Source organism: Microbacterium sp. DT81.1 (assembly GCF_049844955.1).
Classification (GTDB): Bacteria; Actinomycetota; Actinomycetes; order Actinomycetales; family Microbacteriaceae; genus Microbacterium.
On the sequence record NZ_JBNCMA010000001.1, the window covers coordinates 973,667 to 999,655 of the forward strand.

A 25,989-nucleotide genomic window follows, 5' to 3' on the forward strand; every position below is an offset into this window, starting at 1 on the left:
ATCACGTTTCGACGGGCCGGGAGGCGGCCATGGACACGCCCCTCAGGCGTGCGTCGAGGCGTTCAGTCGTGAGATGGCCCGCAGGTACTTCTTGCGGTAGCCGCCGGCCAGCATCTCCTCGCCGAAGACGAGATCGAGGGGCAGCCCCGTAGCACGCACGGGGATCTGGGCGTCGTAGACGCGGTCGACGAACGCGACGAAGCGCAGAGCCTCGGACTGATCGGTGAGCTCTCGCACACCGGTGACGCCGACGAGGTCCAGCTCCTCCACGAGGCGGATGTACTTGGACGGGTGCAGGCGGGCGAGATGCCCGATGAGTCCGTTGAACGGGTCATCGGACGCGACGCCGCGGGTCGCGGCATCCGCCACCGCCGCTTCGTACTCGCTCTCGCCCAGCACCACCGCGTGTCCGTCGAAGGAGCGCTGCCGGTAGTCGACGCCGTCGATGCGGATCGTCTGGAAGCTGGCGGACATGGCGTGGATCTCGCGCAGGAAGTCCTGCGCGGCGAAGCGGCCCTCGCCGAGCGCGTTGGGCGGGGTGTTGGATGTCGCCGCCAGGCGCGTGCCGGAGGCGACGAGCTCTCCCAGCAGCCGCGTCATGACCATCGTGTCGCCCGGGTCGTCCAGCTCGAACTCGTCGATGCAGAGCAGCTCCGACCCGCGGAACAGGTCGACGGTGTTCTTGTAGCCCATCGCCCCCACGAGAGCGGTGTACTCGATGAACGACCCGAAGTACTTCCGGCGGGCGGGCATGGCGTGGTAGATCGCCGCCAGCAGGTGGGTCTTGCCGACGCCGAAGCCGCCGTCGAGGTAGACGCCCGGCTTGAGCTCCGGCCCCTTCTTCGGGCGGCTGAAGAAGCCGCCGCGCTTGGCCGCCGGGGCGATGCCCGAGAACGCCATGAGCGTCTCTTTCGCGCCCTGCTGGGACGGGTATGCGGCATCCGCGCGGTAGGTCTCGAACGTGGCCTCGTCGAACTGCGGAGGCGGCACGAGGCTCGCCACCATCTCGGCTCCGGTGACCTGCGGCTGGAGGTCGGAGAGATGGATGATCCCCGTGCGGGCGGATGTCGCTGTCATGCAGTGATCCTGTGTCGAACCTTTACAGAACGGGTGCGGTCGGTGTCACGGCGACTTATGGTCGAAGGGACGGGAACAACCCTACGCCGTCAACGATGAGCGATCCGCTCGCGCCCACCCGAGGAGCCCCATTGTCCGTCGAATTCGACACGTCATCCGACAAGTTTGCCGAGTACGCGGAGCCCGGCCGGCTCGTCACCGGCGACTGGTTGCAGGCACGGCTCGGTACGCCGGGCCTGGCGATCGTGGAATCGGATGAGGACGTGCTGCTCTACGAGACGGGGCACATCCCCGGAGCCGTCAAGGTCGACTGGCACACGGAGCTCAATGACCCCGTGGTGCGCGACTACGTGGACGGCGCCGGCTTCGCCGCGCTGCTCAGCCGGAAGGGGATCTCCCGCGACGACACGATCGTGATCTACGGCGACAAGAACAACTGGTGGGCTGCCTACGCCCTCTGGGTCTTCTCGCTCTTCGGGCACCAGGATGTGCGCCTGCTCGACGGCGGCCGCGACAAGTGGATCGCCGAGGGTCGTCCTCTCACCACCGACGCCCCGGCGCCAAAGCCGACGGAGTACCCGGTGGTCGAGCGCGACGACCGGGCCCTGCGTGCGTACAAGGACGACGTGCTCGCTCACCTCGGCAAGCCGCTCATCGACGTGCGCTCCCCCGAGGAGTACTCGGGCGAGCGCACCACCGCTCCTGCCTACCCCGAAGAGGGCGCGCTGCGCGCGGGCCACATCCCCTCGGCGCGCAGCGTCCCGTGGGCGAAGGCCGTGGCCGAGGACGGCGGGTTCCGCAACCGCGCAGAGCTCGACGCGATCTACCGGGAGGGCGCCGGGCTGAAGGACGGCGACGACATCGTCGCGTACTGCCGCATCGGCGAGCGCTCCAGCCACACGTGGTTCGTGCTGCACCACCTGCTCGGCTTCGACAAGGTGCGCAATTACGACGGCTCGTGGACCGAGTGGGGCAGCGCGGTGCGCGTTCCGATCGCCACGGGCGCGGAACCCGGAGAGGTCCCGGCTCGCTCCTGACCGTCCACGCCGGCGGGTGCGTGGGAGAATTGGCGTGATGAGCGACACCGCACTCCCCCAGTCCCTGGCCGACATCCGGGACGAATTCCTCGAGCTGCCCGAACCCGACCGGCTCCAGCTGCTGCTCGAGTTCTCCCACGAGCTGCCGGCCGTGCCACCGCAGTACGAGGGGCACCCCGAGCTGTGCGAGCGGGTCGTGGAGTGCCAGTCGCCGGTCTACATCATCGTCGACGTGGATGCCGACGGCCGGGTGGCGATGCACGCGACCGCACCACGCGAGGCGCCGACGACCCGCGGCTTCGCCAGCATCCTCGCGCAGGGCATCACCGGTCTCTCGGTCGACGATGTGCTCGGCATCCCGAACGATTTCCCGCAGACGCTGGGCCTCACGCGGGCCGTCTCACCGCTTCGGCTCGGCGGTATGACCGGCATGCTGATGCGGGCGAAGCGCCAGGTGCGCGCCAAGGCCGCCGTCTGAGCGCCCTGTGATCGTCACAGAGGTCGTTCCGCACTCGCTCGCCGTCGCCGATGTCTCCCCGGGCACCGGAAGGGACTGGCTCGCCGAGATCTACGCCAGAGCGCCGGGCCCGTACGTGCGCCTGAACATGGTGACGACGCTGACGGGATCGGCCGCCGGGCCGGACGGGACCAGCGAGACGCTGACCAGCAGGGTCGACCGGGCGATCCTCGGCGTGATCCGGCGCGACGCGGACGTGGTCGTGGTCGGAGCCCAGAGCGTGCGTGCCGAGGGCTACGTGGTACCCCGCGCCGCCCGCCTCGCCGTCGTCACCAGCACCGGCGACATCACGGGACATCGCCTCGACTTGGAGGGGGACGAACCCGGCCGAGTGCTGCTCGTCTGCCCCGCGACGAAAGTGGACGAGGTCGCCGAGCGCGCCGCCTCGATCGGTGCCCGGGTGCTCGGTGTGCAAGGCTCCGGCGACCGGATGGAGCCGGCCGCGATCCTCGCCGCGCTCGCCGCGGAGGGCATGACACGCGTCGTGTGCGAGGGCGGCCCCTCGCTGTCGTCGCAGTTCATCGCGGCCGGGGTCATCGACGAGTACTGCGTTACGACGGCACCGCTGATCGAACCGGCGCAGGCGCCTTTCGTGACGGTGGATGCGGCATCCCGCCCCGACACGGAGGTCGCCGGGATGCTGGTGGATGAAGCCGGCTTCAGCTATCTCCGCCTGCGGCCACGCGCGTGAGACCGAGGTCGGTCAGCCACGACCCGATCACCGTGATCCAGCGCTCCTGGTCGTAGTTCCAGAGCTTCGTGTGCCGCGCCGTATCGAAGGTCTGAAGGGTGACGAGGTCGGGCCGCGCCACCAGCAGGTCGTGCGAGGCGTCCGACGGGACGAATCCGTCGTCATCGCTGTGCAGGATGAGGATCGGATGCCGCAGCTCGGCCGCGCGCGCCACGACGTCGAGCCTGTCGAAGGGGATGGGCTCGCCCGTTCGTGTGACGCGGGTCGCCCAATCCGCGCCGAGGGCGCCGATCGCCATGTCGGTGACCGCGTGCGGGAGCCCGAGCAGCCCGGCCTGATGGTCCAGGACGACGCGCCACTCCACCACCGGCGATTCGAGCACGATGCCGGCGATCACATCCGCGTGCGGCGAGGACAGCGCCAGCTGCAGGGCGATCGACCCGCCCATCGACCAGCCCATGAGGACGATGCGCTTCGCGCCCCTTCGCCGAGCGAAGGCGATGGCGGCATCCACATCACGCCACTCCGTCGCGCCGAGCCCGTAGGTGCCCGTTCGGCTGCGGGGCGCTTCGCCGTCGTTGCGATAGGAGACGAGCAGGCTGTGGATGCCGAGATCCCGGAAGGGCGGCACGGCCCGCAGGCACTCGGCGCGCGTCGTGCCGCGTCCGTGGATCTGGATGACCCAGGTCTCGTCGTCCGCGCCGCCGTCCGGCGCCGGGGCCGCGGGAAAGAACCAGGCGGGACACGGTCCGAGGGAGGCTCCGATCAGTTCGGAGGTGAAGGGCACGTGCAGCTGATCGGGCGAATCGAAGTACCAGCCGCTGAAGGCGGCATCGCGGGAGAGCGTCGTCTCGTTGTCGACCCGGGTCAGCAGCTTCCGTTTCACCGACGTCTCGTCTTCGGCCAGCACGGAGCCCAGCTTCAGGTACGACTCGCTGCCGCTCGTGAAGAGCCCGTAGCGACCGGGCAGCTGCGTGTCGGCGGTGCGGGACAGGGTGATCGTCTGCGCGCCGGTGTCGAGTCCGAGGATCACCGTGTCGGCCTGACGGGCGGCGGGCGTCACCACTCTGCGCGCCACGCGCACGGAGACGAACGCCATCGCGCCGACCACGCCGGCGAGGGCCGCTGCGAGCACTGCCGTGGTGAGCTGTACCGCCACGACGAGGGCAGGAGCGGCGGATGCGGCGTGCCTGGGGGTCTTCATCGATGCATCACTCTAGTCTGTCGCCGTGACAGGTGATCGCCCGATGGATGCGTTCGCGCGCGCGGAGGCGGAAATGCGGGCCGTCGTCTTCCGCAGCGACCTCTCGGTGCGCGAGATCCCGGCGCCCGGCGGTCTGGCGCCGAACGCGCTCGCACTGGCCGGGGATGTGCGCCCGGAGCAGGAAGGCGTCGACTCGGCCTTCGGCACCGGCCGCTTCATCCTGCTACACGACCCCGCAGAGCCGCCGCCGTGGAACGGGAGTCAGCGCATCGTCTGCTTCGCCCAGGCACCGCTCGAGCCGGAGATCGGCACCGACCCGCTCCTGGCCGACGTCGCGTGGTCCTGGCTCGTGGATGCACTCGATTCCCGCAGCGCCGCCTACCACTCCGCATCCGGCACCGCCACGAAGACCCTGTCCAAGGGGTTCGGGTCACTGGCCGCCGAGGGCGACGGAGCGCAGATCGAGTTGAGGGCGTCGTGGTCACCGGAGGGGCCGCTCGGCCCGCACGTCGAAGCGTGGGCGGAGCTCGTCTGCATGCTCGCCGGGCTGCCACCGGGGTCGGAGGACATCGCCGTCTTCGGGAGTCGTCGGGTGACACGTGGCTGACTACGCCGTCATCGACACCGCAGAAGGCCTTGCGGCGGCATCGGAGGCGCTCGCCGGGGGACACGGTCCGGTGGCCGTCGACGTCGAGCGGGCATCGGGATTCCGCTACTCGCAGCGCGCGTACCTGATCCAGGTCTTCCGCCGGGGAGCCGGCATCTTCCTCTTCGACCCGCCGCCCATCGGGGACTTCGCCGCACTTCAGGCGGCCATCGGCGAGGAGGAATGGATCCTGCATGCGGCGAGCCAGGACCTCCCGTCGCTGCGGGAGCTCGATCTCGTTCCGCGGGTGATCTTCGACACGGAGCTGGCCTCCCGCATGCTCGGACACGATCGGGTGGGGCTCGGGGCGGTCGTCGAGGACACGCTCGGCATCACCCTGGCGAAGGCGCACTCCGCATCGGACTGGTCGACGAGGCCGCTCCCCCAGTCGTGGCTCGATTACGCGGCCAAGGATGTCGAGCACCTGGTGGACGTGCGCGATGCCCTCGTCGACGAGCTCGAGGAGCAGGGCAAGACCCAATTCGCCCGCGAGGAGTTCGCCGCGGTGCTGGAGCGCGCCCCCAAGGCGGCACGGGAGGACCCGTGGCGCCGGCTGAGCGGGCTGCACACCGTACGCGGTCGCCGAGGGCTCGCCGTGGCGCGTTCGCTCTGGCAGGCAAGAGAGGCGTACGCGCAGGAGCAGGACATCGCCCCCGGCCGCCTGGTGCCCGATCGCTCGCTGATCGCGGCGGTCCTTGCCGATCCCAAGTCGAAGCAGGAGCTGGCCGCGCTGAAGGACTTCTCGGGCCGCGCCAGCCGGTCGCAGCTGGACCGCTGGTGGGCGGCCATCGAGGCCGGTCGAGCGGAGACGGAGCTGCCACCCGATCGCGTGCCCAGCGACACGCTGCCGCCTCCCCGGGCGTGGGTGGATCGAAACCCCGACGCCGACGCGAGGCTGAAGGCGGCGCGTCCCGTGGTGGAGGCCATCGCCGAGCAGCTCGGCATGCCCACCGAGAACCTCCTGACGCCCGAGATGCTGCGGCGAGTGGCGTGGTCGCCCCCCGGCGAGGACGCGGAGTCCGTGGCAGGCGCACTCGCGAGTCTCGGGGCGCGGCGGTGGCAGATTGCGCACACCGCACAGCAGATCGCCCAAGCCTTTGTCGAATCCCACCAACCCCCGGCAGAGCCCTCGGAACCCCCTTCGTAGGTTCAGCCCAACCGATTCCTGGCCCTCCGACGCCGCTCCTAGGCTGGATGCATTCCCCTAGTTTGGAGGCAAAGTGGCCGAGATTTCGGACGTCTACTTCGTAGACGGCGTGCGTACCCCCTTCGGGCGCGCCGGCGAAAAAGGCATGTATTGGAACACCCGCGCCGACGACATGGTCGTCAAGGCGATGATCGGGCTGATGGAGCGCAACCCCGATGTGCCCGGTGCCCGCGTCGATGACGTGGCCATCGCCGCGACGACGCAGGAGGGTGACCAGGGCCTGACCCTCGGACGCACGGCGGCGATCCTTGCGGGTCTCCCCCAGTCGGTGCCGGGGTTTGCGATCGACCGGATGTGCGCCGGCGCCATGACCAGTGTCACGACCATGGCCGGCTCGATCGGCATCGGCATGTACGACATCGCCCTCGCCGGCGGCGTCGAGCACATGGGACGGCACCCCCTCGGCGGCGACGCCGACCCGAACCCGCGCTTCCTCACCGAGAAGCTGGTCTCGGCCGATGCCCTGAACATGGGCATCACGGCCGAGCGGATCCATGACCGCTTCCCGCACCTGACGAAGGAGCGGGCGGATCGCTTCGGCATGCTCAGCCAGCACAAGGTGCAGGCGGCGTACGACGCGGGCAAGATCCAGTCGGACCTGGTGCCCGTGGCGATCAAGAACGCGGACGGAGCATGGGGTCTCGCGACCGAGGACGAGGGCCGCCGCCCGCAGACCACCATGGAGGACCTCGCGTCGCTCAAGACGCCGTTCCGCCCGCACGGTCGCGTCACCGCCGGCACGTCTTCGCCGCTGACCGACGGCGCGACGATCAGCCTGCTCGCGGGCGGTGCCGCGGTGAAGGAACTGGGCCTTCAGCCCAAGATGAAGCTCGTCTCCTTCGCCTTCGCCGGCGTGCAGCCCGAGATCATGGGCATCGGCCCCGTGCCGTCGACCGAGAAGGCACTCAAGAAGGCCGGACTGACGATCGACGACATCGGCCTGTTCGAGCTCAACGAGGCCTTCGCGATCCAGGTGCTCTCGCTCCTGGACCACTTCGGCATCGCCGATGATGACCCCCGCGTGAATCAGTGGGGCGGCGCGATCGCGTTCGGGCATCCGCTTGCGGCATCCGGCGTTCGCCTGATGATCCAGCTCGCTGCTCAGTTCAAGGAGCGGCCCGACGTGCGCTACGGCCTCACCGCCATGTGCGTGGGTCTCGGCCAGGGCGGCTCGGTCATCTGGGAGAACTCCTTCTACAACGGCAAGCGGAAGTAGGAACCGACGGATGACGAACTCCTCTGTGGCCCAGTACGACGGGATCGACTTCTCCCCGCTGGAGGCGATGTCTGGTGATGAGGTCGTCACGCACTCCCGCGTGCGCGACATCACCCTCCCCAGCGGCAAGGTGCTCGCCCTGATCACCCTCGACAACGGGCGCGACCACAACCGGCCCAACACCCTGGGTCCGGCGACGCTGACCGAGCTCGAAGCGACCCTCGCGGGTCTGAAGTCTCGCGCGGCCGCGGGCGAGATCCAAGCCGTCGGCATCACGGGCAAGCAGTACATCCTCGCCGCCGGGGCGGATCTGTCCGATGTCAGCCGCCTGCCATCGAGGGAGATCGCCAGGCTCATCACCCAGCGTGGACACCAGGTGCTCGGCACGCTGTCCGAACTAGGTGTGCCGAGCTTCGCCTTCGTCAACGGCCTCGCCCTGGGCGGCGGACTGGAGATCGCGCTCAACTCGACCTATCGGACCGTCGATGCCTCGGCAGCCGCGATCGCGCTCCCCGAGGTGTTCCTCGGCATCATCCCCGGCTGGGGAGGCGCGTACCTGCTGCCGAATCTCATCGGCATCGAGAACGCCCTCGAGGTGGTGATCTCGAATCCGCTGAAGCAGAACAGGATGCTGAAGCCCCAGCAGGCGTTCGATCTGGGGATCATGGACGCCATCTTCCCCGCCGCGAGCTACCTGGAGAGCTCGCTGCGGTGGGCGGACGGCGTGCTCGGCGGGACCGTCAAGGTGCACCGCAAGAACGAGCCTGGCAAGATCGAGCGTCTCACCAAGTGGCCGATCGCCATCAAGATGGCCCGCAACATGCTCGAGAGCCGCATCGGCACCGTCCCCCGCTCCCCCTATGTCGCCCTGGAGCTGCTCGAGAAGGCGAAGAGCGGAACGAAGGCCGAAGGATTCGCCCGCGAGGACGAGGCGCTCGCCGACCTGGTGGTCGGCGACCAGTTCGCGGCATCCATGTACGCCTTCGATCTCGTGCAGAAGCGGGCCAAGCGTCCGGTGGGTGCACCGGACAAGGCGCTCGCCCGCAAGGTCACGAAGGTGGGCATCATCGGCGCGGGGCTCATGGCCAGCCAGTTCGCGCTGCTGTTCCTCCGCCGCCTGCAGGTGCCCGTGCTGATCACCGACCTGGATCAGTCCCGGGTGGACAAGGGCCTCGCGCACATCCGCGAGGAGATCGACAAGCTCGAAGCCAAGGGCCGCCTCGACGGCGACGGAGCCAACAAGCTGCGGGGCCTGCTGCACGGCACCACCGACAAGTCGGAGTACGCCGACTGCGACTTCGTCATCGAGGCCGTGTTCGAGGAGGTCGGGGTCAAGCAGCAGGTGTTCGCCGAGATCGAGCCGATTCTCGCCGAGGACGCGATCCTGGCCACGAACACGTCGTCGCTGTCGGTCGAGGAGATCGGCGCCAAACTGTCTCGGCCCGAGCGGCTCGTCGGCTTCCACTTCTTCAATCCGGTCGCGGTGATGCCGCTCATCGAGATCGTGAAGACGCCCACGACCAGCGACGCGGCCCTCTCCACGGCGTTCGTCGTGGCCAAGGGACTCGGCAAGAATGCCGTGCTGACGGCCGACGCGCCGGGCTTCGTCGTGAACCGGCTCCTGGCGAAGGTCATGGGCGAGGCGGCTCGCGCGGTGTACGAGGGGACTCCCCTGCTGACGGTGGAGAAGGCGTTCGCCCCGATCGGCCTTCCGATGACCCCGTTCCAACTCATCGACCTCGTCGGCTGGAAGGTGGCCGCGCACGTGCAGGACACCATGGTGCACGCCTTCCCGGACCGCTTCTTCTCATCGGAGAACTTCCACGAGCTCGCCGCGCTGCCCGAGGTCGTCGAGAAGGACAGGAGCGGACGGGTCACCGGGTGGACGAAGTCCGCCCAGAAGGTGCTGAGGACCGGATCGACGCCTGCCAGCGAGGAGGAGATCCTGCGCCGCGTGCAGGACGGGCTCGCGAGCGAGATCCGGATCATGCTCGAGGAGGGCGTCGTGCCCGAGGTACAGGACATCGACCTGTGCCTCATCCTCGGCGCGGGCCTGCCGTTCATCGACGGTGGCGTCTCGCCCTACCTCGACCGCGAGGGCGCATCCGAGCGCGTCAACGGGGACACCTTCCACCACCCGGCCATCAAGGGCATCGGCGGCTGACGCCGAGCTGAGCGAAGGGGCCCACGACTCGTCGAGTCGTGGGCCTCTTCGTGGTGCGGCGGTGGTGCCGCCGAGCGTCGCCGACGCGTCGCCGGTTCGGCAACGGCCGCCTACGACATGCACAACGGTCGTCGTCGACCTGATGAACACTCACTCGTAACGGCCGAGGCGGCCCTCCAAAGCTCCGCCGAGAAGGCATCCTGTCATCGTCGGGCGAACGAAAGGGCACGGATGCTGGATGCGATCTCGACGATGTTCAGCGGTAACGCGCTGAGCGTGCTCGTGAAGACGAGCGGTGCCGCGCTGACGCTGCTCATCGTCATCCCTGCGCTCATGAAGCTCTTCCTCGTGACCATCGACGAGGGGTCCGCCGCGATCCGAACGCGAAACGGCAAGCCGATCATCCGGCGCGGTGCGCGAGGTGGGGGTGACGATCGTCGCGAGGTCGTCGTCCTCCGTCCTGGAACACACGGTGCCTTCCCGATCTTCTACTGGTATCGCACGGTCGACGTGCGCGCGCGCTCCACGGATCTGCCGGCGCGCAGCCTCACGGGCGCCGACGGGCACCAGCATCTCGTGCACGCGTCGTTCGACTGGCGACCGATCGTCTCCGGCCACGACCTGCGGATCCTGGAGCTGGATGTCGTCAACGTGCGCGAGCGTGCCGGCAACATCGTGGGGGCCGCGCTGCGCGACATCGTGCACGACCTCGAAGGCGCGGTCCTTCCACCGAATACGCTCTTATCGCCGCGCATCGTGGACGAGTGCACCGACCGCGTGCGCCACGATTGCGGCATCGAACTGCTGAGCGTTCTCGTGACCGGCGATGCGCTGACCGACGGGTACCTGCTCTCGAAGGCGATCTCGCCCTCCGTGCCCGACCCGGCAGGCGAGAAGTGGGATGCTGCGCCCGCCGCCTTCGCGAGCCACCTGACCTCGGTCCGCTAGGGCATCGGTCACGCGTCCGAGCGCCGCCCCGCCAAGTCCGGAATCGTCGGCAACTCGCTCGTCAGCGTCTGACGCGCGACCGGGATGCGGGTGCCCAGCACCTGCGCCACGACGTCCTGGGCGATCTTGGCGGCCGTGAGGCCGGCATCCTCGAGGATCTGCTCGCGGCTGGCGTGATCGATGAACGAGTCCGGAAGGCCGAGCTCATCGACGGCCGTGTCGACGCCGGACTCGCGCAGAACCTGCCGGACCCGGGTGCCGACGCCTCCGACGCGGATGCCGTCCTCCAGCGTGATGACGAGGCGATGGGATGCTGCAAGGTCGACGATGGACTGCTGCACCGGGATCGCCCACCTCGGATCGATGACCGTGGCGCCGATTCCCTGCGCTCGCAGACGCGCGGCGACATCCATCGCCAGATGGGCGAACGGACCGATACCGACGAGCAGCACATCCTGGGCGTCGCACTCGACGAGCACGTCGACGCCGTCCGGAAGGCGGCGCACCGCATCGATCGGCGGTGCCACGTCACCCTTCGGGAAGCGGATCACCGTGGGGGCATCGGACACCTCGACCGCCTCGGAGAGCAGTTCCCGCAGGCGCTCGGCGTCGCGCGGAGCGGCGATGCGGATGTTCGGAACGATCTGCAGCATCGCGAGGTCCCACATGCCGTGGTGGCTCGGGCCGTCGGGGCCCGTGACCCCTGCCCGATCCAGCACGAAGGTGACTCCGGCGCGGTGCAGGGCGACATCCATCAGCACCTGATCGAACGCGCGGCCCATGAAGGTCGCGTAGACCGCCACGACGGGGTGCAGCCCGCCGAATGCCATGCCGGCCGCGGATGCCACCGCGTGCTGCTCGGCGATCCCGACGTCGTAGACGCGGTCGGGGAACCGCTCCGCGAACGGGGCGAGGCCCGTGGGCCGCAGCATCGCGGCCGTCATCGCGATGACGTCGTCGCGGCGGGCGCCGATCTCCACCAGTTCGTCGGCGAAGACATCCGTCCATGCCGGACGGGCCGTGCTGAGGGCCCCGCCGGTGGCGGGGTCGATCCTGCCGACGGCGTGGAACTGGTCGGCGACGTCGTCCCGGGCCGGCTGGTAGCCGCGGCCCTTCTCGGTGATGGTGTGCACGATGACCGGTGCGCCGTACGTCTTGGCGAGCTCGAGCGTCTCGACCAGGGCGTCGAGGTCGTGTCCGTCGATCGGCCCGAGGTATTTGATGTCGAGGTTGGAGTAGAGCGCTGCGTTGTTCGTGAATCGCGACAGGAAGCCGTGGGTGCCGCCGCGCACACCGCGGTACACGGCGCGACCGGCGGGCCCCATCTTGGCGAAGAAAGTCTCGGTGCCTCGGTAGAAGTCCCGGTAGGTGTCGCCCGTTCGCACCCGGTTCAGGTACCGGGCCATCCCGCCGATCGTGGGTGCGTACGATCGGCCGTTGTCGTTCACGACGATGACGAGGTTGCGGTTGTTGTCGTCGGAGATGTTGTTGAGGGCCTCCCACGTCATTCCGCCCGTGAGCGCTCCGTCGCCGACGACGGCGATCACGTGACGGTCGGCGCGACCCGTGCGCGTCAGGGCGCGGGAGATCCCGTCGGCCCAGCTCAGAGAGCTGGAGGCGTGCGAGGACTCGACCACGTCGTGAGGGCTCTCGGAGCGCTGCGGGTAGCCGGCCAGACCGCCACGGGATCGAAGGCCGGAGAAATCCTGGCGGCCGGTCAGAAGCTTGTGCACGTAGGACTGATGGCCGGTGTCGAAGATCATCGGGTCATCCGGCGAGCGGAATACCTTGTGCAGCGCGATGGTCAGTTCGACCGCGCCGAGGTTGGGACCCAGGTGCCCACCGGTGCGCGAGACGTTCTCGACGAGGAAGCTGCGCACCTCGGCCGCGAGTTCCCGGAGCTGATCGAGACTCAGCCCATCGAGGTCGTCGGGTCCGGTGATGCTCGGAAGGATCGCCATCCGTCTCCCTCTGCGCTGCTCAGGGCCCCTGCCGGGAAGGCATTCCGAGACCCGGATGCCGGCCTCCAGTCTATCCCGCGGGATGCGAAGGGCCCCCGGCGCCGCGACGCCGGAGGCCCTTCTCCACGATGCTCAGACGAGCGAACGCAGCACGTACTGGAGGATGCCGCCGTTGCGGTAGTAATCCGCTTCACCTGGTGTGTCGATACGGACGACCGCATCGAACTCCACCGGCTGCTTGCCTGCCGCGGAGAACTCGCTCGGAGTGGCCGTGACGCGCACGGTCTTGGGGGTGACGCCCTCGTTCAGCTGCTCGAGGCCCGAGATCGAGACGATCTCGGTGCCGTCGAGGCCGAGGGATGCCCAGGACTCCCCCGCCGGGAACTGCAATGGAACGACACCCATGCCGATGAGGTTCGAGCGGTGGATGCGCTCGAAGCTCTCGGTGATGACGGCCTTGACCCCCAGGAGGCTGGTTCCCTTCGCGGCCCAGTCGCGCGACGAACCCGACCCGTACTCCTTGCCGCCGAAGATCACCAGCGGCGTGCCGGCGGCCTGGTAGTTCTGGCTCGCGTCGTAGATGAACGACTGCGGTCCGCCCTCCTGGGTGAAGTCGCGGGTGTAGCCGCCCTCGATCCCGTCCAGAAGCTGGTTCTTCAGCCGGATGTTCGCGAAGGTGCCGCGGATCATGACCTCGTGGTTGCCGCGGCGCGATCCGTAGGAGTTGTAGTCCTTGCGGTCGACGCCGTGCTCGTTGAGGTAGTGGCCGGCGGGGCTGTCGACCTTGATGTTGCCGGCGGGGCTGATGTGGTCGGTCGTGACCGAGTCGCCGAGCGTGGCGAGCACACGGGCACCGGAGATGTCCGTGACCGGGGTCAGCTCCATCGTCATGCCGTCGAAGTACGGGGGCTTGCGGACGTACGTCGAGGCGGCATCCCATTCGAAGACGTCGCCCGTGGGCGTGGGCAGCGTCTTCCAGCGCTCGTCGCCCTCGAACACGCTCGCGTACTGGGTGTCGAACATGTCCTTGTTGATCGACGAGTCGATCGTCGCCTGCACCTCCGCCGAGTCCGGCCAGATGTCGCGCAGGAACACGTCGTTGCCGTCCTGGTCCTTGCCGAGCGCATCGGTCTCGAAGTCGAAGTTCATCGACCCGGCGAGCGAGTAAGCGATGACCAGCGGCGGGCTCGCCAGGTAGTTCATCTTCACGTCGGGGTTGATGCGCCCCTCGAAGTTGCGGTTGCCCGAGAGCACGGCGGTGACCGCGAGGTCGTTCTGCTGGACGGCGGCCGAGACCTCCTCGATGAGGGGTCCGGAGTTGCCGATGCAGGTCGTGCAGCCGTAGCCGACGGTGTAGAAGCCGAGATCCTCGAGATCCTGCGTGAGGCCGGCCTTCTCGTAGTAGTCGGTCACGACCTTCGACCCCGGCGCGAGGGTGGTCTTGACCCACGGCTTGGCCTTCAGGCCCTTCTTCACGGCGTTGCGGGCCAGCAGGCCCGCCGCGAGCATGACGGAGGGGTTCGAGGTGTTCGTGCACGACGTGATCGCGGCGATGGTCACGGCCCCGTGGTCGAGCGTGAACCGCTGACCGTCTTCGAGCACGACCGGTGTGGGCTTGGAGCCGTTGGTGGGCGCGTGGCTGTGGTGGTGGTGCTCGTGGTGGCTGTTCTCATCCTCGGGGCTCAGACCGGGGGGGTCGGATGCCGGGAAGGACTCCGCCGTCGTCAGATCAACGAGATCGTGGTCGCTGTCCGCGTAGTTGACGAGGTCGCTTGCGAACTGCGTCTTGGCATTCGCCAGGATGATGCGGTCCTGGGGACGCTTCGGTCCGGCGATGGAGGGAACCACGGTGGCGAGGTCCAGCTCGAGGTACTCGCTGAAGACCGGCTCGGAGTCGGCGTCGTGCCAGAGCGTCTGCGCCTTCGAATACGCCTCGACGAGGGCCACCTGCTCCTCGCTGCGGCCCGTGAGGCGCAGATAGTCGAGCGTCACGTCGTCGATGGGGAACATGGCGGCGGTCGAACCGAACTCCGGGCTCATGTTGCCGATGGTGGCGCGGTTGGCCAGCGGCACCGATGCGACTCCGGAGCCGTAGAACTCGACGAACTTGCCGACGACACCGTGCTTGCGGAGAATCTCGGTGATCGTCAGGACGACGTCGGTGGCGGTGACTCCGGTCGGGATGGCACCGGAGAGCTTGAACCCGACCACCTTCGGGATGAGCATCGACACGGGCTGGCCGAGCATGGCCGCCTCGGCCTCGATGCCGCCGACGCCCCAGCCGAGCACGCCGAGACCGTTGACCATCGTCGTGTGGGAGTCGGTGCCGACGCACGTGTCGGGATACGCGCGGACCACGGAATCGGTCCCTGAGCCTGTCGAAGGGCGGGTGAACGTGACCTTCGCCAGGTGTTCGATGTTCACCTGGTGCACGATGCCCGTCCCCGGCGGGACGACCTTGAAGTCCTCGAACGCCGTCTGGCCCCACCGCAGGAACTGGTAACGCTCGCCGTTGCGCTGGTACTCGATCTCGACGTTGCGCTCGAGAGCGTTCTCGGTGCCGAACAGGTCGGCGATCACCGAGTGGTCGATGACGAGTTCGGCCGGCGCGAGCGGGTTGATCTTCTTCGGGTCTCCCCCGAGAGTCTCGACCGCCTCGCGCATCGTGGCGAGGTCGACGATGCACGGCACGCCGGTGAAGTCCTGCATCACGACGCGGGCGGGCGTGAACTGGATCTCGGTGTCCGGCTCCGCCGCGGCATCCCACGACCCGAGCGCCTCGATCTGCGCCTTCGTGACGTTGGCGCCGTCCTCGGTACGGAGCAGGTTCTCGAGCAGCACCTTGAGGCTGAACGGGAGCTTCTCGTATCCCGGAACGGAATCGATGCGGAAGATCTCGTAGTCGGTGCTGCCGACCGTCAGGGTGCTCTTCGCACCGAAGCTGTTCACCGTTGACACGATGCCGTCTCCTTCTCGTCGACCGCGGACGCTCGCTTCCATCTTCGTCGCAGGGTGCGAACTGGGCTAGCAAGGCGTGCCTAACCAGTCTGCGCCGCAGGCGGGCGACCCGGAAGAGGGCGAATTTATCTTGACATCAAGATAAATCTATCATGCCTTCTGCGTGGGATAGAGGGCGCGGACGGCGAGCCAGTTGACCGCCACCATGGGCGCGAACAGCGGCAGGCCCATGATCAGCTTGACCGTGCCGAGCGCTGTGACGTCCCCGGAGAGGTAGAGCGGAACCTGCACCGCGAGCCGCGCGGCGAACAGCGCGGCCCACGCGATCGCGAGCCAGAAGAAGACCCGGCGCTTGCGCTTGTCCTTGCGCCAGGCCGTGCCCTCCCCCATCAGGAAGCCCACGGCGAGGCCGATGAGCGACCAGCCGATCAGCGCCGAGACGAGGAACGCCGACCCGTACAGCACGTTGGTGACGAACCCGGGGATGAAGTTGTCCTCCGCGCGCCCGGTGAACAGCGCGAGCGCGGCCGCGGCGACGGTGGCGATGAGACCGCTGATGGCCGGTCCGGGAGGAGATTTCGTCGCAAGGCGGATGACGGTGAAGACCACGGCAAGCCCTACCGACAGCCCGAGGCTGAGCGGCAGGTTGCCGGTCCCGGCGTCCGGATCGTAGGTGAGCGTGAAGGCGAGGACGAAGGTGAGGCTGGGCAGAACCGACTCGACCACTCCGCGCCAGCCGCCCATGGCGGTCCACACCACTCGTCCGGTGGACGCATCCGAATTCGGATCGAGACCCGCGCTGCGCGCGGCTCCGCCCAGGGCGGCACCGAGCAGCTCCGAAGCGGACGGCTCCGGCGGTGGCGGCGTCAGGTCCGACGACTCGCTGCGCTCGGGGACGCGGTCCTCGCTCACGCGGAACCAGGCGTGGACGGCATCCGGAGCGGAATCAGGTCTCGCGGCGGCATCGGCGAGTTGCCCCGCACGACGACGATCGAGCGGAACAGGTCCTCGACCTGCGCGGCCGCCGCGACGTCGGAGGTCGCGGCGCCGCCGATCACCCCCCGGAGGAACCAGCGAGGGCCGTCGACGCCCACGAAACGTGCGAGGCGCTTGCCCGGCGCGCCGTCGGCCGTCGCCGCGACCGGCACCTCCGCCAGCAGTTCGGGGCCGAGGGGACCGTCACGTTCCTCGACCCGCCCGCCCTGCTGACGGACCTGATCGCGGATCTGGTCGCGCGTCTCATCCCACAGGCCGGCGGTGCGCGGCGCGGCGAAGGGCTGCACCTGCAGCGAGGAGTCCGCGTAGTCCAGGCCCACCGCGACGATCCGCTTGGTCTGCTCCTCGACCTCGAGGCGAAGATTCAGGCCCTCGCGCGGAAGGATCTTGATGCCGCCGAGGTCGATGTACGGACGGACGGGGTTCGCCTCCGATTCGTCGAAAGGCCCCGAGACCGCGCGGTCATCGGGAGCGGCCTTGCGGGGGGCACCCGTAGGTGTGTCGTCGCTCATGCGTTGCTCCCGGTGGTCTGCTGATAGCCGGTGGACCCGAAGCCGCCCTCGCCGCGGACGCTCTCGGGAAGGGTGTCGACGGCGATGAAGCGCACACGAGGCACCGGCAGCACGATCAGCTGGGCGATCCGATCCCCCGGTGCGATGTCGTACGCCTCCGTGGGGTCGGTGTTCAGCAGCGTGACCCTGATCTCGCCCCGGTAGCCGGCGTCGACCGTGCCGGGTGAGTTCACGATCGTGATGCCGTGCTTGGTGGCGAGGCCGCTGCGCGGCACGACGAATGCCGCGTAGCCCTCCGGCAGCGCGATCCGCACACCGGTGCCCACCAGCGCTCGCCGGCCCGGCTCGAGCCGAACGGACTCGCTGGAGACGAGATCCGCGCCGGCATCGCCCGGGTGTGCGTAGGCCGGAACCTCCGGGGCGATAATGAGGACGTCCACGCTTTCGGTCACCCAACGAGGGTAATGCAGATCACTCATCACGACAGTCCGCCCGACGACGGCTCCGGCGGCCGCCTCGACGCGGCCCGGCCGACCCTCGCCGCTTACCGGGAAAGACTCACGCCCTCGCTCTGGGCGCTCGTGGCCGCGGCCGTGGTCGCTCCGATGGCGGCGCTCGTCTTCGCCCCCTTCGATGCGACGGTCGCCCTGGTGATCGGGGCGATCGTGGGTGTGGCGGCTGTGACGCTGCTGATCATGCTGTCGCCGCTGATCGCGGTGGGCGACGGGATGCTGCGCGCGGGTCGCGCGCACATCGACGTGTCGCTGCTCGGCGAGCCCGTGCCGCTGACCGCAGAGGCGGCGCGCACCGCACGGGGACCGGGTCTGGACCCGCGAGGGTGGCATCTCATCCGCGGAGGCATCGACGGACTGGTGGTCGTCCCGAACATCGATCCGGATGACCCGGTCGCGACCTGGTCGATCTCCAGCCGCACGCCGGATCGCCTTGCGGCGGCGATCGTGCGGGCGCAGTCGGCGCCCCGATCCTAGGCAGCCTGCTGCGCTGAGGTCCCTACGCGGCGCACTCCTTGCAGATGGGGCCCGCGGCGTCGTCGTGGTCGAGCTGAGAGCGGTGCTTGACGAGGAAGCAGTTCACGCAGGTGAACTCGTCCTCCTGCGCCGGCAGGACGACGACATCCAGTTCGAGGTCGGAGAGATCTGCGCCGGGCAGTTCGAAGCCCGAGGGGTTGTCGGCGTCCTCCACATCCACCGACGCGGACAGCTTGTCGGGAACGCGTTCCTTCAGGGCCTCGATCGACTCGCTGTCGTCCTCGGTCTTGCGGGGTGCGTCGTAATCCGTGGCCATGCCTGAATGTCTCTTCCGTTGCGTATTGTCTGTGGGCCTGCGCGTGTCAGGCGGCGATAGTTTGCATGAAGCGAGGGCATTACGCAAATGCGATGCTGTCGTGCGAGGAGCCAAACTCGCGGCACGCCCGGTGTATTCCCGATGCCCGGGCGTCGCCGTGCGAGCATGGGCGCATACGCATACCGTTCGGAGAGGCGTCAGGCAATGGAACAGCTCACAATCATCGGAACCGAGGACGACACGATCGTCTTGGCGACCGAGTCGGGCGAGCGATTCGCGCTGTCGATCGATGACGTGCTCCGCGCCGAGCTGCGCAAGGCGCGTCAGGAACGCAACGCAGAAGCGCGCACTCCTCGGCCGAGTCCCCGTGAGGTGCAGGCGCACATCCGAGCCGGCCTCTCGGCCGCCGAGGTGGCCGAACTTCTCGGGGCACGGGTCGAGGACGTCGCGCGGTACGAGGGGCCCGTGCTCGCGGAACGCGAGCACATCGTCGGTCAGGCTCTGGCGGTCCCCGTGCTGATGGGCGGCGACCTGGAGCACGACGCGCTCCCGACCTTCGGCGCCGCGATCCGCGCGAAGCTGGCCGAGGCCGGAGCCACGAGCGAGCGATGGACCAGCTGGAAGGAGCAGACGGGCTGGATCGTCAAGGTCGAGTTCGCGGCATCCGATATCGATCACGACGCCCGCTGGGCGTTCGATCCCCGGCGAAGCACCCTGTCTCCCCTGAACGCCGACGCCGTCCAGCTGTCGAGGCAGGGGTCGCTGCCCGAAGGCCTGATCCCCCGGCTCCGCGCTCTGGATCAGGCGCCGCTCAAGGACGACTCCCGCTTCGACAGCGGCGCATTCGGTCCACGGCGCGTCCCCGACACTGAGCACTCCGCCGGATCGGCACAGCCAACCGCCCCTGTGCTCGAGACGGGCGACGCCGGAGAACCGGCCGCCGTCGCGGTGCAGAACGCCGCGATCAAGCGCGCGCCGGACACATCGGTCACGAGTTCCGAGACAGCGGACCTGCTCGAGGCCCTTCGCCGGCGCCGGGGGCAGCGCGAGCCGCTGCCCGGCGCGGAACGGGAGCCCGAGCGGGACCACTCCCCGGTCGCGCTGTTCGACGCGCTGGAGCCGGGCTATGAGGACTTCTCGCGCACCGATCCGAGCCCGAGGCAACCCGAGCCCGCCCGTGGCGAGGCATCCGGTCGCCGCAAGGGCCGCACATCGATGCCGTCCTGGGACGAGATCGTCTTCGGCGCGCGCACCGACGAGCAGTAGGCCGAGGGGACCGACGAGCAGTAGCCCGAGGGCACCGACGAGCAGTAGCCCGAGGGGAGGGCGTCAGGCCGCGAACGCTCCCAGCCTGAGAAGCGGGACGACGGTCTCCTCCGGACTCGTCGAACCGTGCTGGCCGACCATGAGCTGCGGCCGCTTGTCGGTCAGCCGGTCGTCGTAGAAGGCCCACGTCCCGCGCGCCGCCACGAGCACATCGCCGATGCGCGGCAGCACCTCGTCGTCGACGTCGGGTCCGAAGATCCCCGCCGCCACAGCGGCGCTTCGCGTCGCGACATCCGCCGTCGCACCAGACACGGTCTCCCACCGCAGGGCCGCCCCGGCGGCGTCTTCCCCCTCGTCCAGGTAGATGTGCAGCAGCCGCGGCTCGCCGCCGATGTGGGCCACTCCCTCGAGCCGGGGGTCCTCGTCGGTCAGGAGCACGTGGCGGTGACGGGGCACGTCGATCATCCCGTGGTCCGCCGTCACCAGGGCGCCGACACGGTCGGGGATCTTCGCCGCACCGAGCGCGGCGTCGATGCCCTCGAGGGCGGAGACCCACTCATCCGATGCGACGCCGTGCTTGTGGCCGGCCTTGTCGAGTTCCGGGAAGTAGCAGTACACGAGCGTGCCGGGATGGCGGCCGGCGAGTTCGAGCGCCACGCTCACCCGCTCCGCCGGCGATTCGGCGGCGACGTACTCGGCGCCCCGGAGGATCGCCCGTGTGAACCCGCTGGCTGCGTATGCCGGCAGTCCGACGGCGAACGAGCGCAGAGCCGCGAACCGCTCGAAGACGGTGGGCACCCGTTGCCAGGTCTCGGGGTCGATTCCCTCGTTCTCCCAGCCGCTGAGCTGGTTGATCAGCACGCCCCTGGTGGGGTTCAGCACGCTGTATCCCATCAGGCCGTGGCGACCGGGCCACTCGCCGGTCAGCAGCGACGTGAGTGCGGCGGCTGTCGTGGATGGGAAGACGCTGCGCCCGACGTCCTTCTTCCCCATCCTCGGGGCCAGCATCCGCGCATGGCCGGCATGCGCGCGAAGCTGCAGCGCGCCGAGTCCGTCGACGACGAAGACGACCGCGGATGTCGCGGGGCGAAGCGGCGATTCTCCACCGGTGAGGGCGGCCACGACATCCGGCAGCACACCGGTGAGGCTCCGGGCGGAGGCGGGCCCGGCGGGTATCATCAGGGACATCGGGGCAAGTCTCGCACAGCGTGCGGCCTTGCCCTGGCTGTCGTTCAAGGCCCTTCCTGCAGAGCGAGGGTCGACCCGCTTGACCGAAGGCACGCATGCCCCGCACCAACCCACCAGCCGAAGACATCGCCGAGCGCATCGAAGACGTCGATGTCTCCGCGGAGATGCAGGGCTCCTTCCTCGAGTACGCGTACTCGGTCATCTACTCCCGTGCGCTGCCCGATGCGCGCGACGGCCTGAAGCCGGTGCAGCGCCGCATCCTCTACCAGATGGCCGATATGGGCCTCCGCCCCGACCGCGGTCACGTGAAGAGTGCTCGCGTCGTCGGCGAGGTCATGGGAAAGCTGCACCCGCATGGCGACGCGCCGATCTACGACGCGCTCGTGCGGCTGGCGCAGCCGTTCTCGCTGCGTGTGCCGCTCGTCGACGGACACGGCAACTTCGGCTCGCTGGATGACGGTCCGGCTGCCGCTCGGTACACGGAGGCGCGGCTGGCTCCGGCCGCGCTCGCGCTGACCGAGAACCTCGACGAGGACGTCGTCGACTTCATCCCCAACTACGACGGCCAGTTCCGGCAGCCGGCCGTGCTCCCCGCCGCCTATCCGAACCTTCTGGTCAACGGCGCGAGCGGCATCGCCGTCGGCATGGCCACCAACATGGCGCCGCACAACCTCATCGAGGTCGTCGCGGCCGCCATCCATCTGCTCGAGAACCCCGACTCCACCGTCGAGGATCTGATGGAATTCGTGCCCGGTCCCGACTTCCCCTCCGGGGGGATCGTGATGGGGCTCGACGGCGTCAAAGACGCGTACACCAAGGGCCGCGGGGCCTTCAAGGTCCGGGGCAAGGTGACCGTCGAGCCGCTCGGCCCCCGCCGCACGGGGCTCGTCATCACCGAGCTGCCATATCAGGTGGGTCCCGAGCGGGTGATCGAGAAGCTCAAGGATGCCGTGCAGGCCAAGCGCCTCACCGGCATCGCCGACGTCAACGACCTGACCGACCGCAACCACGGCATGCGGCTCGTGATCGGCCTCAAGACCGGCTTCGACCCGCAGGCGGTGCTCGACCAGCTCTACCGGCTGACGCCCCTCGAGGACTCGTTCAACATCAACAATGTGGCGCTCGTCGACGGTCAGCCGCTGACCCTCGGCCTCAAGGAGCTGCTGCGGGTCTACCTCGACCACCGCATCGAGGTCATCACGCGCCGCAGCCGCTTCCGGCTCGCACGGCGGGAAGAGCGTCTGCACCTGATCGAGGGGCTGCTGATCGCGATCCTCGACATCGACGAGGTCATCCAGGTGATCCGCACCTCCGATGACAGCGAGCAGGCCAGGGCGCGCCTCCGGGACGTGTTCGACCTCAGCGAGGTGCAGGCGGAGTACATCCTCGAGCTGCGCCTTCGTCGCCTGACGAAGTTCTCCCGCATCGAGCTCGAGGCCGAGCGCGATGCGCTGAAGGCCGAGATCGCGCAGCTGCAGGAGCTGCTGGGCAGCAGCGCGCTCATCAATCTGCAGGTCGCCAAGGAGCTCGAGGCGGCCGCCGACGCACACGGGACCCCCCGCCGCACCATGCTCATGAACGCGAATCCGGCCGCTCCCCGGCCGACGCGAGGTGCCCCCGCGCCGGATCTGCAGATCGCCGACGCGCCGACCGTCGTCGTGCTCTCCACGACCGGACGCGCCGTCCGGGTGGACCGTCCGGATGGCCAGACGCTCACCACCCCCACGCGCAGGAGCAAGCACGACGCCATCCTCGCAACCGCGGCATCCACCACCCGCGGAGAACTCGGCGCCATCACGACGGCGGGGCGGATCCTGCGCTTCACCCCCGTAGACCTCCCTTCTCTGCCGTCCACCTCGATGCAGCTCGGCGCCGGGGTGCCGCTCAGGGACTACCTGGGCATCACGGACAAGTCCGAGCGCGTGCTGGCTCTGGTGCGCTTCGACGACGACACGCCGGTCGCGCTCGGCACGGCTCAAGGCGTGGTGAAGCGGATCGTCCCCTCGACGCTCCTTCCGCGGCCGGAGCTCGAGATCATCGGCCTCAAACCCGGCGATGCGGTGGTCGGTGCCGCACCCGCCCCCGACGGGGCCGAGCTGGTCTTCGTGACGAGCGACGCCCAGCTCCTGCGTTTCCCGGCGTCCTCGGTCCGCCCCCAGGGCGCGCCGGCGGGCGGCATGGCCGGCATGAACCTCTCCCCGAAGGCCAGCGTCATCCATTTCGGGGCGGTCGAGGGCGAGGATGTCGTGGCGGTGACGATCTCGGGCGCCGACGGGGTGCTTCCCGGGACCGATCCCGGTCGGGTGAAGGTGTCCAAGTTCGAGGAGTTCCCCGCGAAGGGCCGGGCAACGGGTGGGGTGCGAGCGCACGCGTTCCTGCGCGGCGAGGACCGGCTCACCCTGGCCTGGGTCGGACCGGCACCCGCCAGGGCGGTGGGCACGGACGGAGCCACCCGGCAGCTGCCCGAGGCGACTGCCAAGCGGGATGCATCGGGTCAGCCCCTCGACGCTGTCATCGGGTCCATCGGCCGAACGCTCGCCTGACCCGCGGCCGACGCTTCGGCGTTTCCCTCCGGGACGGGGCGCAGAAGCGTCAGGATGTCGCGATGGCGGAGCAGGAAGGTGCGCTCGTCCAGCTTCTTACGGCGGAGCCACCGCGTCACCTCGTCGTTGCCCTTGCTCGCATTGCACGAGCGGCAGGCGGGGACGATGTTCTCGATCGTGTAGCGCCCGCCGCGGGACAGGGCCAGCACGCAGTCGCGCTGCAGCGCGGCGTCCGAGGCTCCGCAGTATGCGCAGCCGCCGCCCCACGCTTCTCTGATCGTCGCCCACTCGGCGGCGGTCAGGTCGTTGTCCGCCGCATCCATCCGCCGCTTGCGGCGCCGGGCGGCCCGTGCGCGCCTGCTCTGACCGACAGCCATGCCGCTGCCGCCTACGCGTCGATCGCCTCGCGCGAGAGGCGGTGCGAGGACTCGACGATGAAGTCGCGGCGGGGGGCGACCTCGTTGCCCATCAGCAGCTCGAACACGCTGCCGGCGACCTCGGCGTCCTGCAGACGCACTCGCCGAAGCATCCGCCCGCTCCGATCCATCGTCGTCGTGGCGAGCTGATCGGCATCCATCTCGCCGAGCCCCTTGTAGCGCTGCACCGGTTCGTGCCATCGCCGGCCCGACTTGGTCACCTTGGCGAGGAGCGCGTGCAGCTCCGGCTCGCTGTAGGTGTAGATCGTCTCGTTCGGCTTGGTGCCGGGGTTCATCACGATGACGCGGTGCAGCGGCGGCACGGCCGCGAACACCCGTCCTGCCTCGACGAGCGGGCGCATGTAGCGGAAGAACAGGGTGAGCAGCAGGGTGCGGATGTGCGCTCCGTCGACGTCGGCATCGCTCATCAGGATCACCTTGCCGTAGCGAGCGGCCGAGAGGTCGAACGAGCGCCCGGAACCTGCCCCGATCACCTGGATGATCGACGCGCATTCGGCGTTGCTCAGCATGTCGCTGACCGATGCCTTCTGCACGTTGAGGATCTTGCCGCGAATGGGCAGCAGCGCCTGGAACTCGCTGTTGCGCGCGAGCTTGGCCGTGCCGAGGGCCGAGTCGCCCTCCACGATGAAGAGTTCGGACTGCTCGACGTCGGACGAGCGGCAATCCGCGAGCTTCACGGGCAGGGACGACGACTCGAGCGCATTCTTGCGGCGCTGGGTCTCCTTGTGCGCCCGCGCCGAGATGCGGGCCTTCATCTCGGAGACCACCTTGTCCAGCAGCAGCGCCGTCTGGTTCTTGTCGTCGCGCTTGGGCGAGGAGAAGCGCGCGCCCAGCTCCTTGCGCACCACCTGGGTGACGATCTGGCGGACGGCCGGGGTGCCCAGGATCTCCTTGGTCTGGCCCTCGAACTGCGGCTCGGGCAGGCGCACCGTCAGCACGGCGGTGAGGCCCGCCATCACGTCGTCCTTCTCCAATTTGTCGCTTCCGACCTTGAGTCGCCGGGCATTCTGCGCCACCTGATCGCGCAGCACCTTCAGCAGCTCCTGCTCGAAACCCTGCTGGTGCGTGCCGCCCTTGGGTGTGGCGATGATGTTGACGAACGAGCGAGTGGTGGTCTCGTAGCCCGTCCCCCACCGCACGGCGATGTCGACGTTGCACTCGCGCTCGACCTCGGTCGGGACCATCGCCCCCGTCGGCTGCAGCACGGGCACGGTCTCGGTGAACGTGCCGGTGCCGGTCAGTCGCCACGTATCGGTGATCGGCGAGTCGACGGCGAGGAACTCCGCGAACTCGGAGATGCCTCCGTCGAATCGGAAGGACGTCTCGATGATCTCGTCGGTCGCCGAGCCCCCGCCGGTCCCCGAGCCTGCCTGTGGGCGGGCGTCCTTCACGACGATCTCGAGCCCCGGCACCAGGAAGGCCGTCTGCCGCGCGCGGGTCGAGAGCTCCTCGAACTGGAAAGCGGCGTCCTTGGTGAAGATCTGACGATCGGCCCAATAGCGGATGCGCGTGCCCGTGACGCCCCGGGGCGCCTTGCCGACGACGCGCAGCTCGCTGCGCTCCTCGAACGGGGTGAAGGGCGAGTCGGGCGACTTGTCGCCCTTGTCGGCGAACACTCCCGGCTCTCCGCGGTGGAAGGACATCGCCCAGGTCTTGCCGCCGCGGTCGACCTCGACATCGAGTCGCTCCGACAGGGCGTTGACCACCGACGCGCCGACGCCGTGAAGACCGCCGGATGCCGCGTACGAGCCACCACCGAACTTGCCGCCTGCGTGCAGTTTGGTGAAGACCACTTCGACGCCCGAGAGCCCCGTTCGGGGCTCGATGTCGACCGGAATGCCGCGGCCCGTGTCGTGGACCTCGACGCTGCCGTCGGCGTGCAGCGTGATGTCGATGCGGTCGCCGTTCCCGGCGAGCGCCTCGTCGACGGCGTTGTCGATGATCTCCCAGACGCAGTGCATGAGACCGCGGGAATCGGTCGACCCGATGTACATTCCGGGGCGCTTGCGGACCGCCTCGAGTCCCTCCAGGACCTGAAGGTGATGCGCGGAGTACTCGGAGGTCACAATCGGCAAGCCTAGCCGCGGCGGCTCCGGGGCTCCGCTCGACACTCGGC

General features: G+C 69.0%; 22 protein-coding genes. 11 read left to right on the forward strand and 11 right to left on the reverse strand.

From position 1 onward, the window contains the following. Positions 1-42: 42 nt before the first annotated feature. Positions 43-1,077, reverse strand: a complete 1,035-nt coding sequence (zapE, locus tag ACLQ2Q_RS04595) for a cell division protein ZapE (protein ID WP_425818372.1) — start codon at positions 1,075-1,077, stop codon at positions 43-45. A gap of 131 nt (positions 1,078-1,208) precedes the next feature. Between zapE and ACLQ2Q_RS04600 the strand changes: the two genes are divergently transcribed. Genes ACLQ2Q_RS04600 through ACLQ2Q_RS04610 form a run of 3 tightly spaced genes read left to right on the forward strand, consistent with a single transcriptional unit; the run spans position 1,209 to position 3,322 of the window. Continuing rightward, positions 1,209-2,114: a sulfurtransferase gene (locus ACLQ2Q_RS04600; protein ID WP_425818374.1), complete on the forward strand. Its 906-nt coding sequence runs from the start codon at positions 1,209-1,211 to the stop codon at positions 2,112-2,114. 37 nt (positions 2,115-2,151) lie between these two features. Next, entirely contained in the window at positions 2,152-2,592 is a 441-nt protein-coding gene (locus ACLQ2Q_RS04605; protein ID WP_425818376.1) for a SufE family protein, read from the forward strand. 7 nt (positions 2,593-2,599) lie between these two features. Beyond that, entirely contained in the window at positions 2,600-3,322 is a 723-nt protein-coding gene (locus ACLQ2Q_RS04610; protein ID WP_425818378.1) for a dihydrofolate reductase family protein, read from the forward strand. On the opposite strand, the gene ACLQ2Q_RS04615 is transcribed toward ACLQ2Q_RS04610, so the two are convergent. After that, entirely contained in the window at positions 3,291-4,526 is a 1,236-nt protein-coding gene (locus ACLQ2Q_RS04615) for an alpha/beta hydrolase family protein (RefSeq protein ID WP_425818380.1), read from the reverse strand. The two genes, ACLQ2Q_RS04610 and ACLQ2Q_RS04615, sit on opposite strands and share 32 nt — an antisense overlap. A 43-nt stretch (positions 4,527-4,569) precedes the next feature. Here ACLQ2Q_RS04615 and ACLQ2Q_RS04620 point away from each other — a divergent pair, with 43 nt between their 5' ends. The 5 genes from ACLQ2Q_RS04620 (at position 4,570) to ACLQ2Q_RS04640 (ending at position 10,707) form a co-directional block, all read left to right on the forward strand. Further along, positions 4,570-5,133: a DUF3000 domain-containing protein gene (locus tag ACLQ2Q_RS04620; protein WP_425818641.1), complete on the forward strand. Its 564-nt coding sequence runs from the start codon at positions 4,570-4,572 to the stop codon at positions 5,131-5,133. After that, on the forward strand, positions 5,126-6,319 hold the full coding sequence (locus ACLQ2Q_RS04625; RefSeq protein WP_425818382.1) for a ribonuclease D: 1,194 nt from the start codon (positions 5,126-5,128) through the stop codon (positions 6,317-6,319). Before ACLQ2Q_RS04620 ends, ACLQ2Q_RS04625 begins: the two co-directional genes overlap by 8 nt. Before the next feature lie 73 nt (positions 6,320-6,392). Next, positions 6,393-7,595, forward strand: coding sequence for a thiolase family protein (locus ACLQ2Q_RS04630; RefSeq protein ID WP_425818384.1), 1,203 nt, complete (start codon positions 6,393-6,395; stop codon positions 7,593-7,595). A gap of 10 nt (positions 7,596-7,605) precedes the next feature. After that, complete coding sequence (locus tag ACLQ2Q_RS04635; protein ID WP_425818385.1) at positions 7,606-9,759, forward strand: 3-hydroxyacyl-CoA dehydrogenase NAD-binding domain-containing protein; 2,154 nt, start codon at positions 7,606-7,608, stop codon at positions 9,757-9,759. A 231-nt stretch (positions 9,760-9,990) separates the two neighbouring features. Next, a complete protein-coding gene (locus ACLQ2Q_RS04640) occupies positions 9,991-10,707 on the forward strand; it encodes an SPFH domain-containing protein (RefSeq protein ID WP_425818386.1) in 717 nt (238 codons plus the stop codon). Between the two features lie 8 nt (positions 10,708-10,715). On the opposite strand, the gene dxs is transcribed toward ACLQ2Q_RS04640, so the two are convergent. The 5 genes from dxs to dut all read right to left on the reverse strand — a co-directional run bounded on the left by dxs (position 10,716) and on the right by dut (position 17,586). Then, a complete protein-coding gene (dxs, locus tag ACLQ2Q_RS04645; protein ID WP_425818387.1) occupies positions 10,716-12,668 on the reverse strand; it encodes a 1-deoxy-D-xylulose-5-phosphate synthase in 1,953 nt (650 codons plus the stop codon). Positions 12,669-12,800: 132 nt separating this feature from the next. Beyond that, a complete protein-coding gene (gene acnA / locus ACLQ2Q_RS04650) occupies positions 12,801-15,626 on the reverse strand; it encodes an aconitate hydratase AcnA (protein ID WP_425818389.1) in 2,826 nt (941 codons plus the stop codon). Between the two features lie 150 nt (positions 15,627-15,776). Next, positions 15,777-16,538, reverse strand: a complete 762-nt coding sequence (locus tag ACLQ2Q_RS04655) for a DUF3159 domain-containing protein (RefSeq protein ID WP_425818391.1) — start codon at positions 16,536-16,538, stop codon at positions 15,777-15,779. After that, entirely contained in the window at positions 16,535-17,134 is a 600-nt protein-coding gene (locus ACLQ2Q_RS04660) for a DUF3710 domain-containing protein (RefSeq protein ID WP_425818393.1), read from the reverse strand. Before ACLQ2Q_RS04660 ends, ACLQ2Q_RS04655 begins: the two co-directional genes overlap by 4 nt. Next, the gene (gene dut / locus ACLQ2Q_RS04665; protein WP_425818395.1) at positions 17,131-17,586 is read right to left on the reverse strand and encodes a dUTP diphosphatase; all 456 of its coding nucleotides are present in this window, start codon (positions 17,584-17,586) and stop codon (positions 17,131-17,133) included. The genes ACLQ2Q_RS04660 and dut overlap by 4 nt, the downstream gene beginning before the upstream one ends. A gap of 12 nt (positions 17,587-17,598) precedes the next feature. Between dut and ACLQ2Q_RS04670 the strand changes: the two genes are divergently transcribed. After that, a complete protein-coding gene (locus ACLQ2Q_RS04670) occupies positions 17,599-18,123 on the forward strand; it encodes a DUF3093 domain-containing protein (protein ID WP_425818397.1) in 525 nt (174 codons plus the stop codon). Between the two features lie 22 nt (positions 18,124-18,145). Here ACLQ2Q_RS04670 and ACLQ2Q_RS04675 read toward each other — a convergent pair whose 3' ends face one another. Continuing rightward, positions 18,146-18,439, reverse strand: a complete 294-nt coding sequence (locus ACLQ2Q_RS04675) for a DUF4193 domain-containing protein (RefSeq protein WP_425818399.1) — start codon at positions 18,437-18,439, stop codon at positions 18,146-18,148. A 204-nt stretch (positions 18,440-18,643) separates the two neighbouring features. Here ACLQ2Q_RS04675 and sepH point away from each other — a divergent pair, with 204 nt between their 5' ends. Beyond that, positions 18,644-19,705, forward strand: a complete 1,062-nt coding sequence (sepH, locus tag ACLQ2Q_RS04680) for a septation protein SepH (RefSeq protein WP_425818401.1) — start codon at positions 18,644-18,646, stop codon at positions 19,703-19,705. A gap of 63 nt (positions 19,706-19,768) precedes the next feature. Here sepH and ACLQ2Q_RS04685 read toward each other — a convergent pair whose 3' ends face one another. Continuing rightward, positions 19,769-20,893 (reverse strand): alkaline phosphatase family protein, encoded by a 1,125-nt coding sequence (locus ACLQ2Q_RS04685; protein ID WP_425818403.1) that lies wholly within the window; start codon positions 20,891-20,893, stop codon positions 19,769-19,771. 95 nt (positions 20,894-20,988) lie between these two features. Here ACLQ2Q_RS04685 and ACLQ2Q_RS04690 point away from each other — a divergent pair, with 95 nt between their 5' ends. Continuing rightward, entirely contained in the window at positions 20,989-23,436 is a 2,448-nt protein-coding gene (locus ACLQ2Q_RS04690; RefSeq protein WP_425818405.1) for a DNA gyrase/topoisomerase IV subunit A, read from the forward strand. Here ACLQ2Q_RS04690 and ACLQ2Q_RS04695 read toward each other — a convergent pair. Both ACLQ2Q_RS04695 and ACLQ2Q_RS04700 read right to left on the reverse strand, forming a co-directional pair. After that, positions 23,388-23,813 carry an HNH endonuclease gene (locus tag ACLQ2Q_RS04695; protein ID WP_425818407.1) on the reverse strand — a complete coding sequence of 142 codons (426 nt, stop codon included), beginning with the start codon at positions 23,811-23,813 and terminating at the stop codon, positions 23,388-23,390. The two genes, ACLQ2Q_RS04690 and ACLQ2Q_RS04695, sit on opposite strands and share 49 nt — an antisense overlap. Before the next feature lie 11 nt (positions 23,814-23,824). Beyond that, positions 23,825-25,942 (reverse strand): DNA gyrase/topoisomerase IV subunit B, encoded by a 2,118-nt coding sequence (locus tag ACLQ2Q_RS04700; RefSeq protein ID WP_425818643.1) that lies wholly within the window; start codon positions 25,940-25,942, stop codon positions 23,825-23,827. Positions 25,943-25,989: the final 47 nt, after the last annotated feature.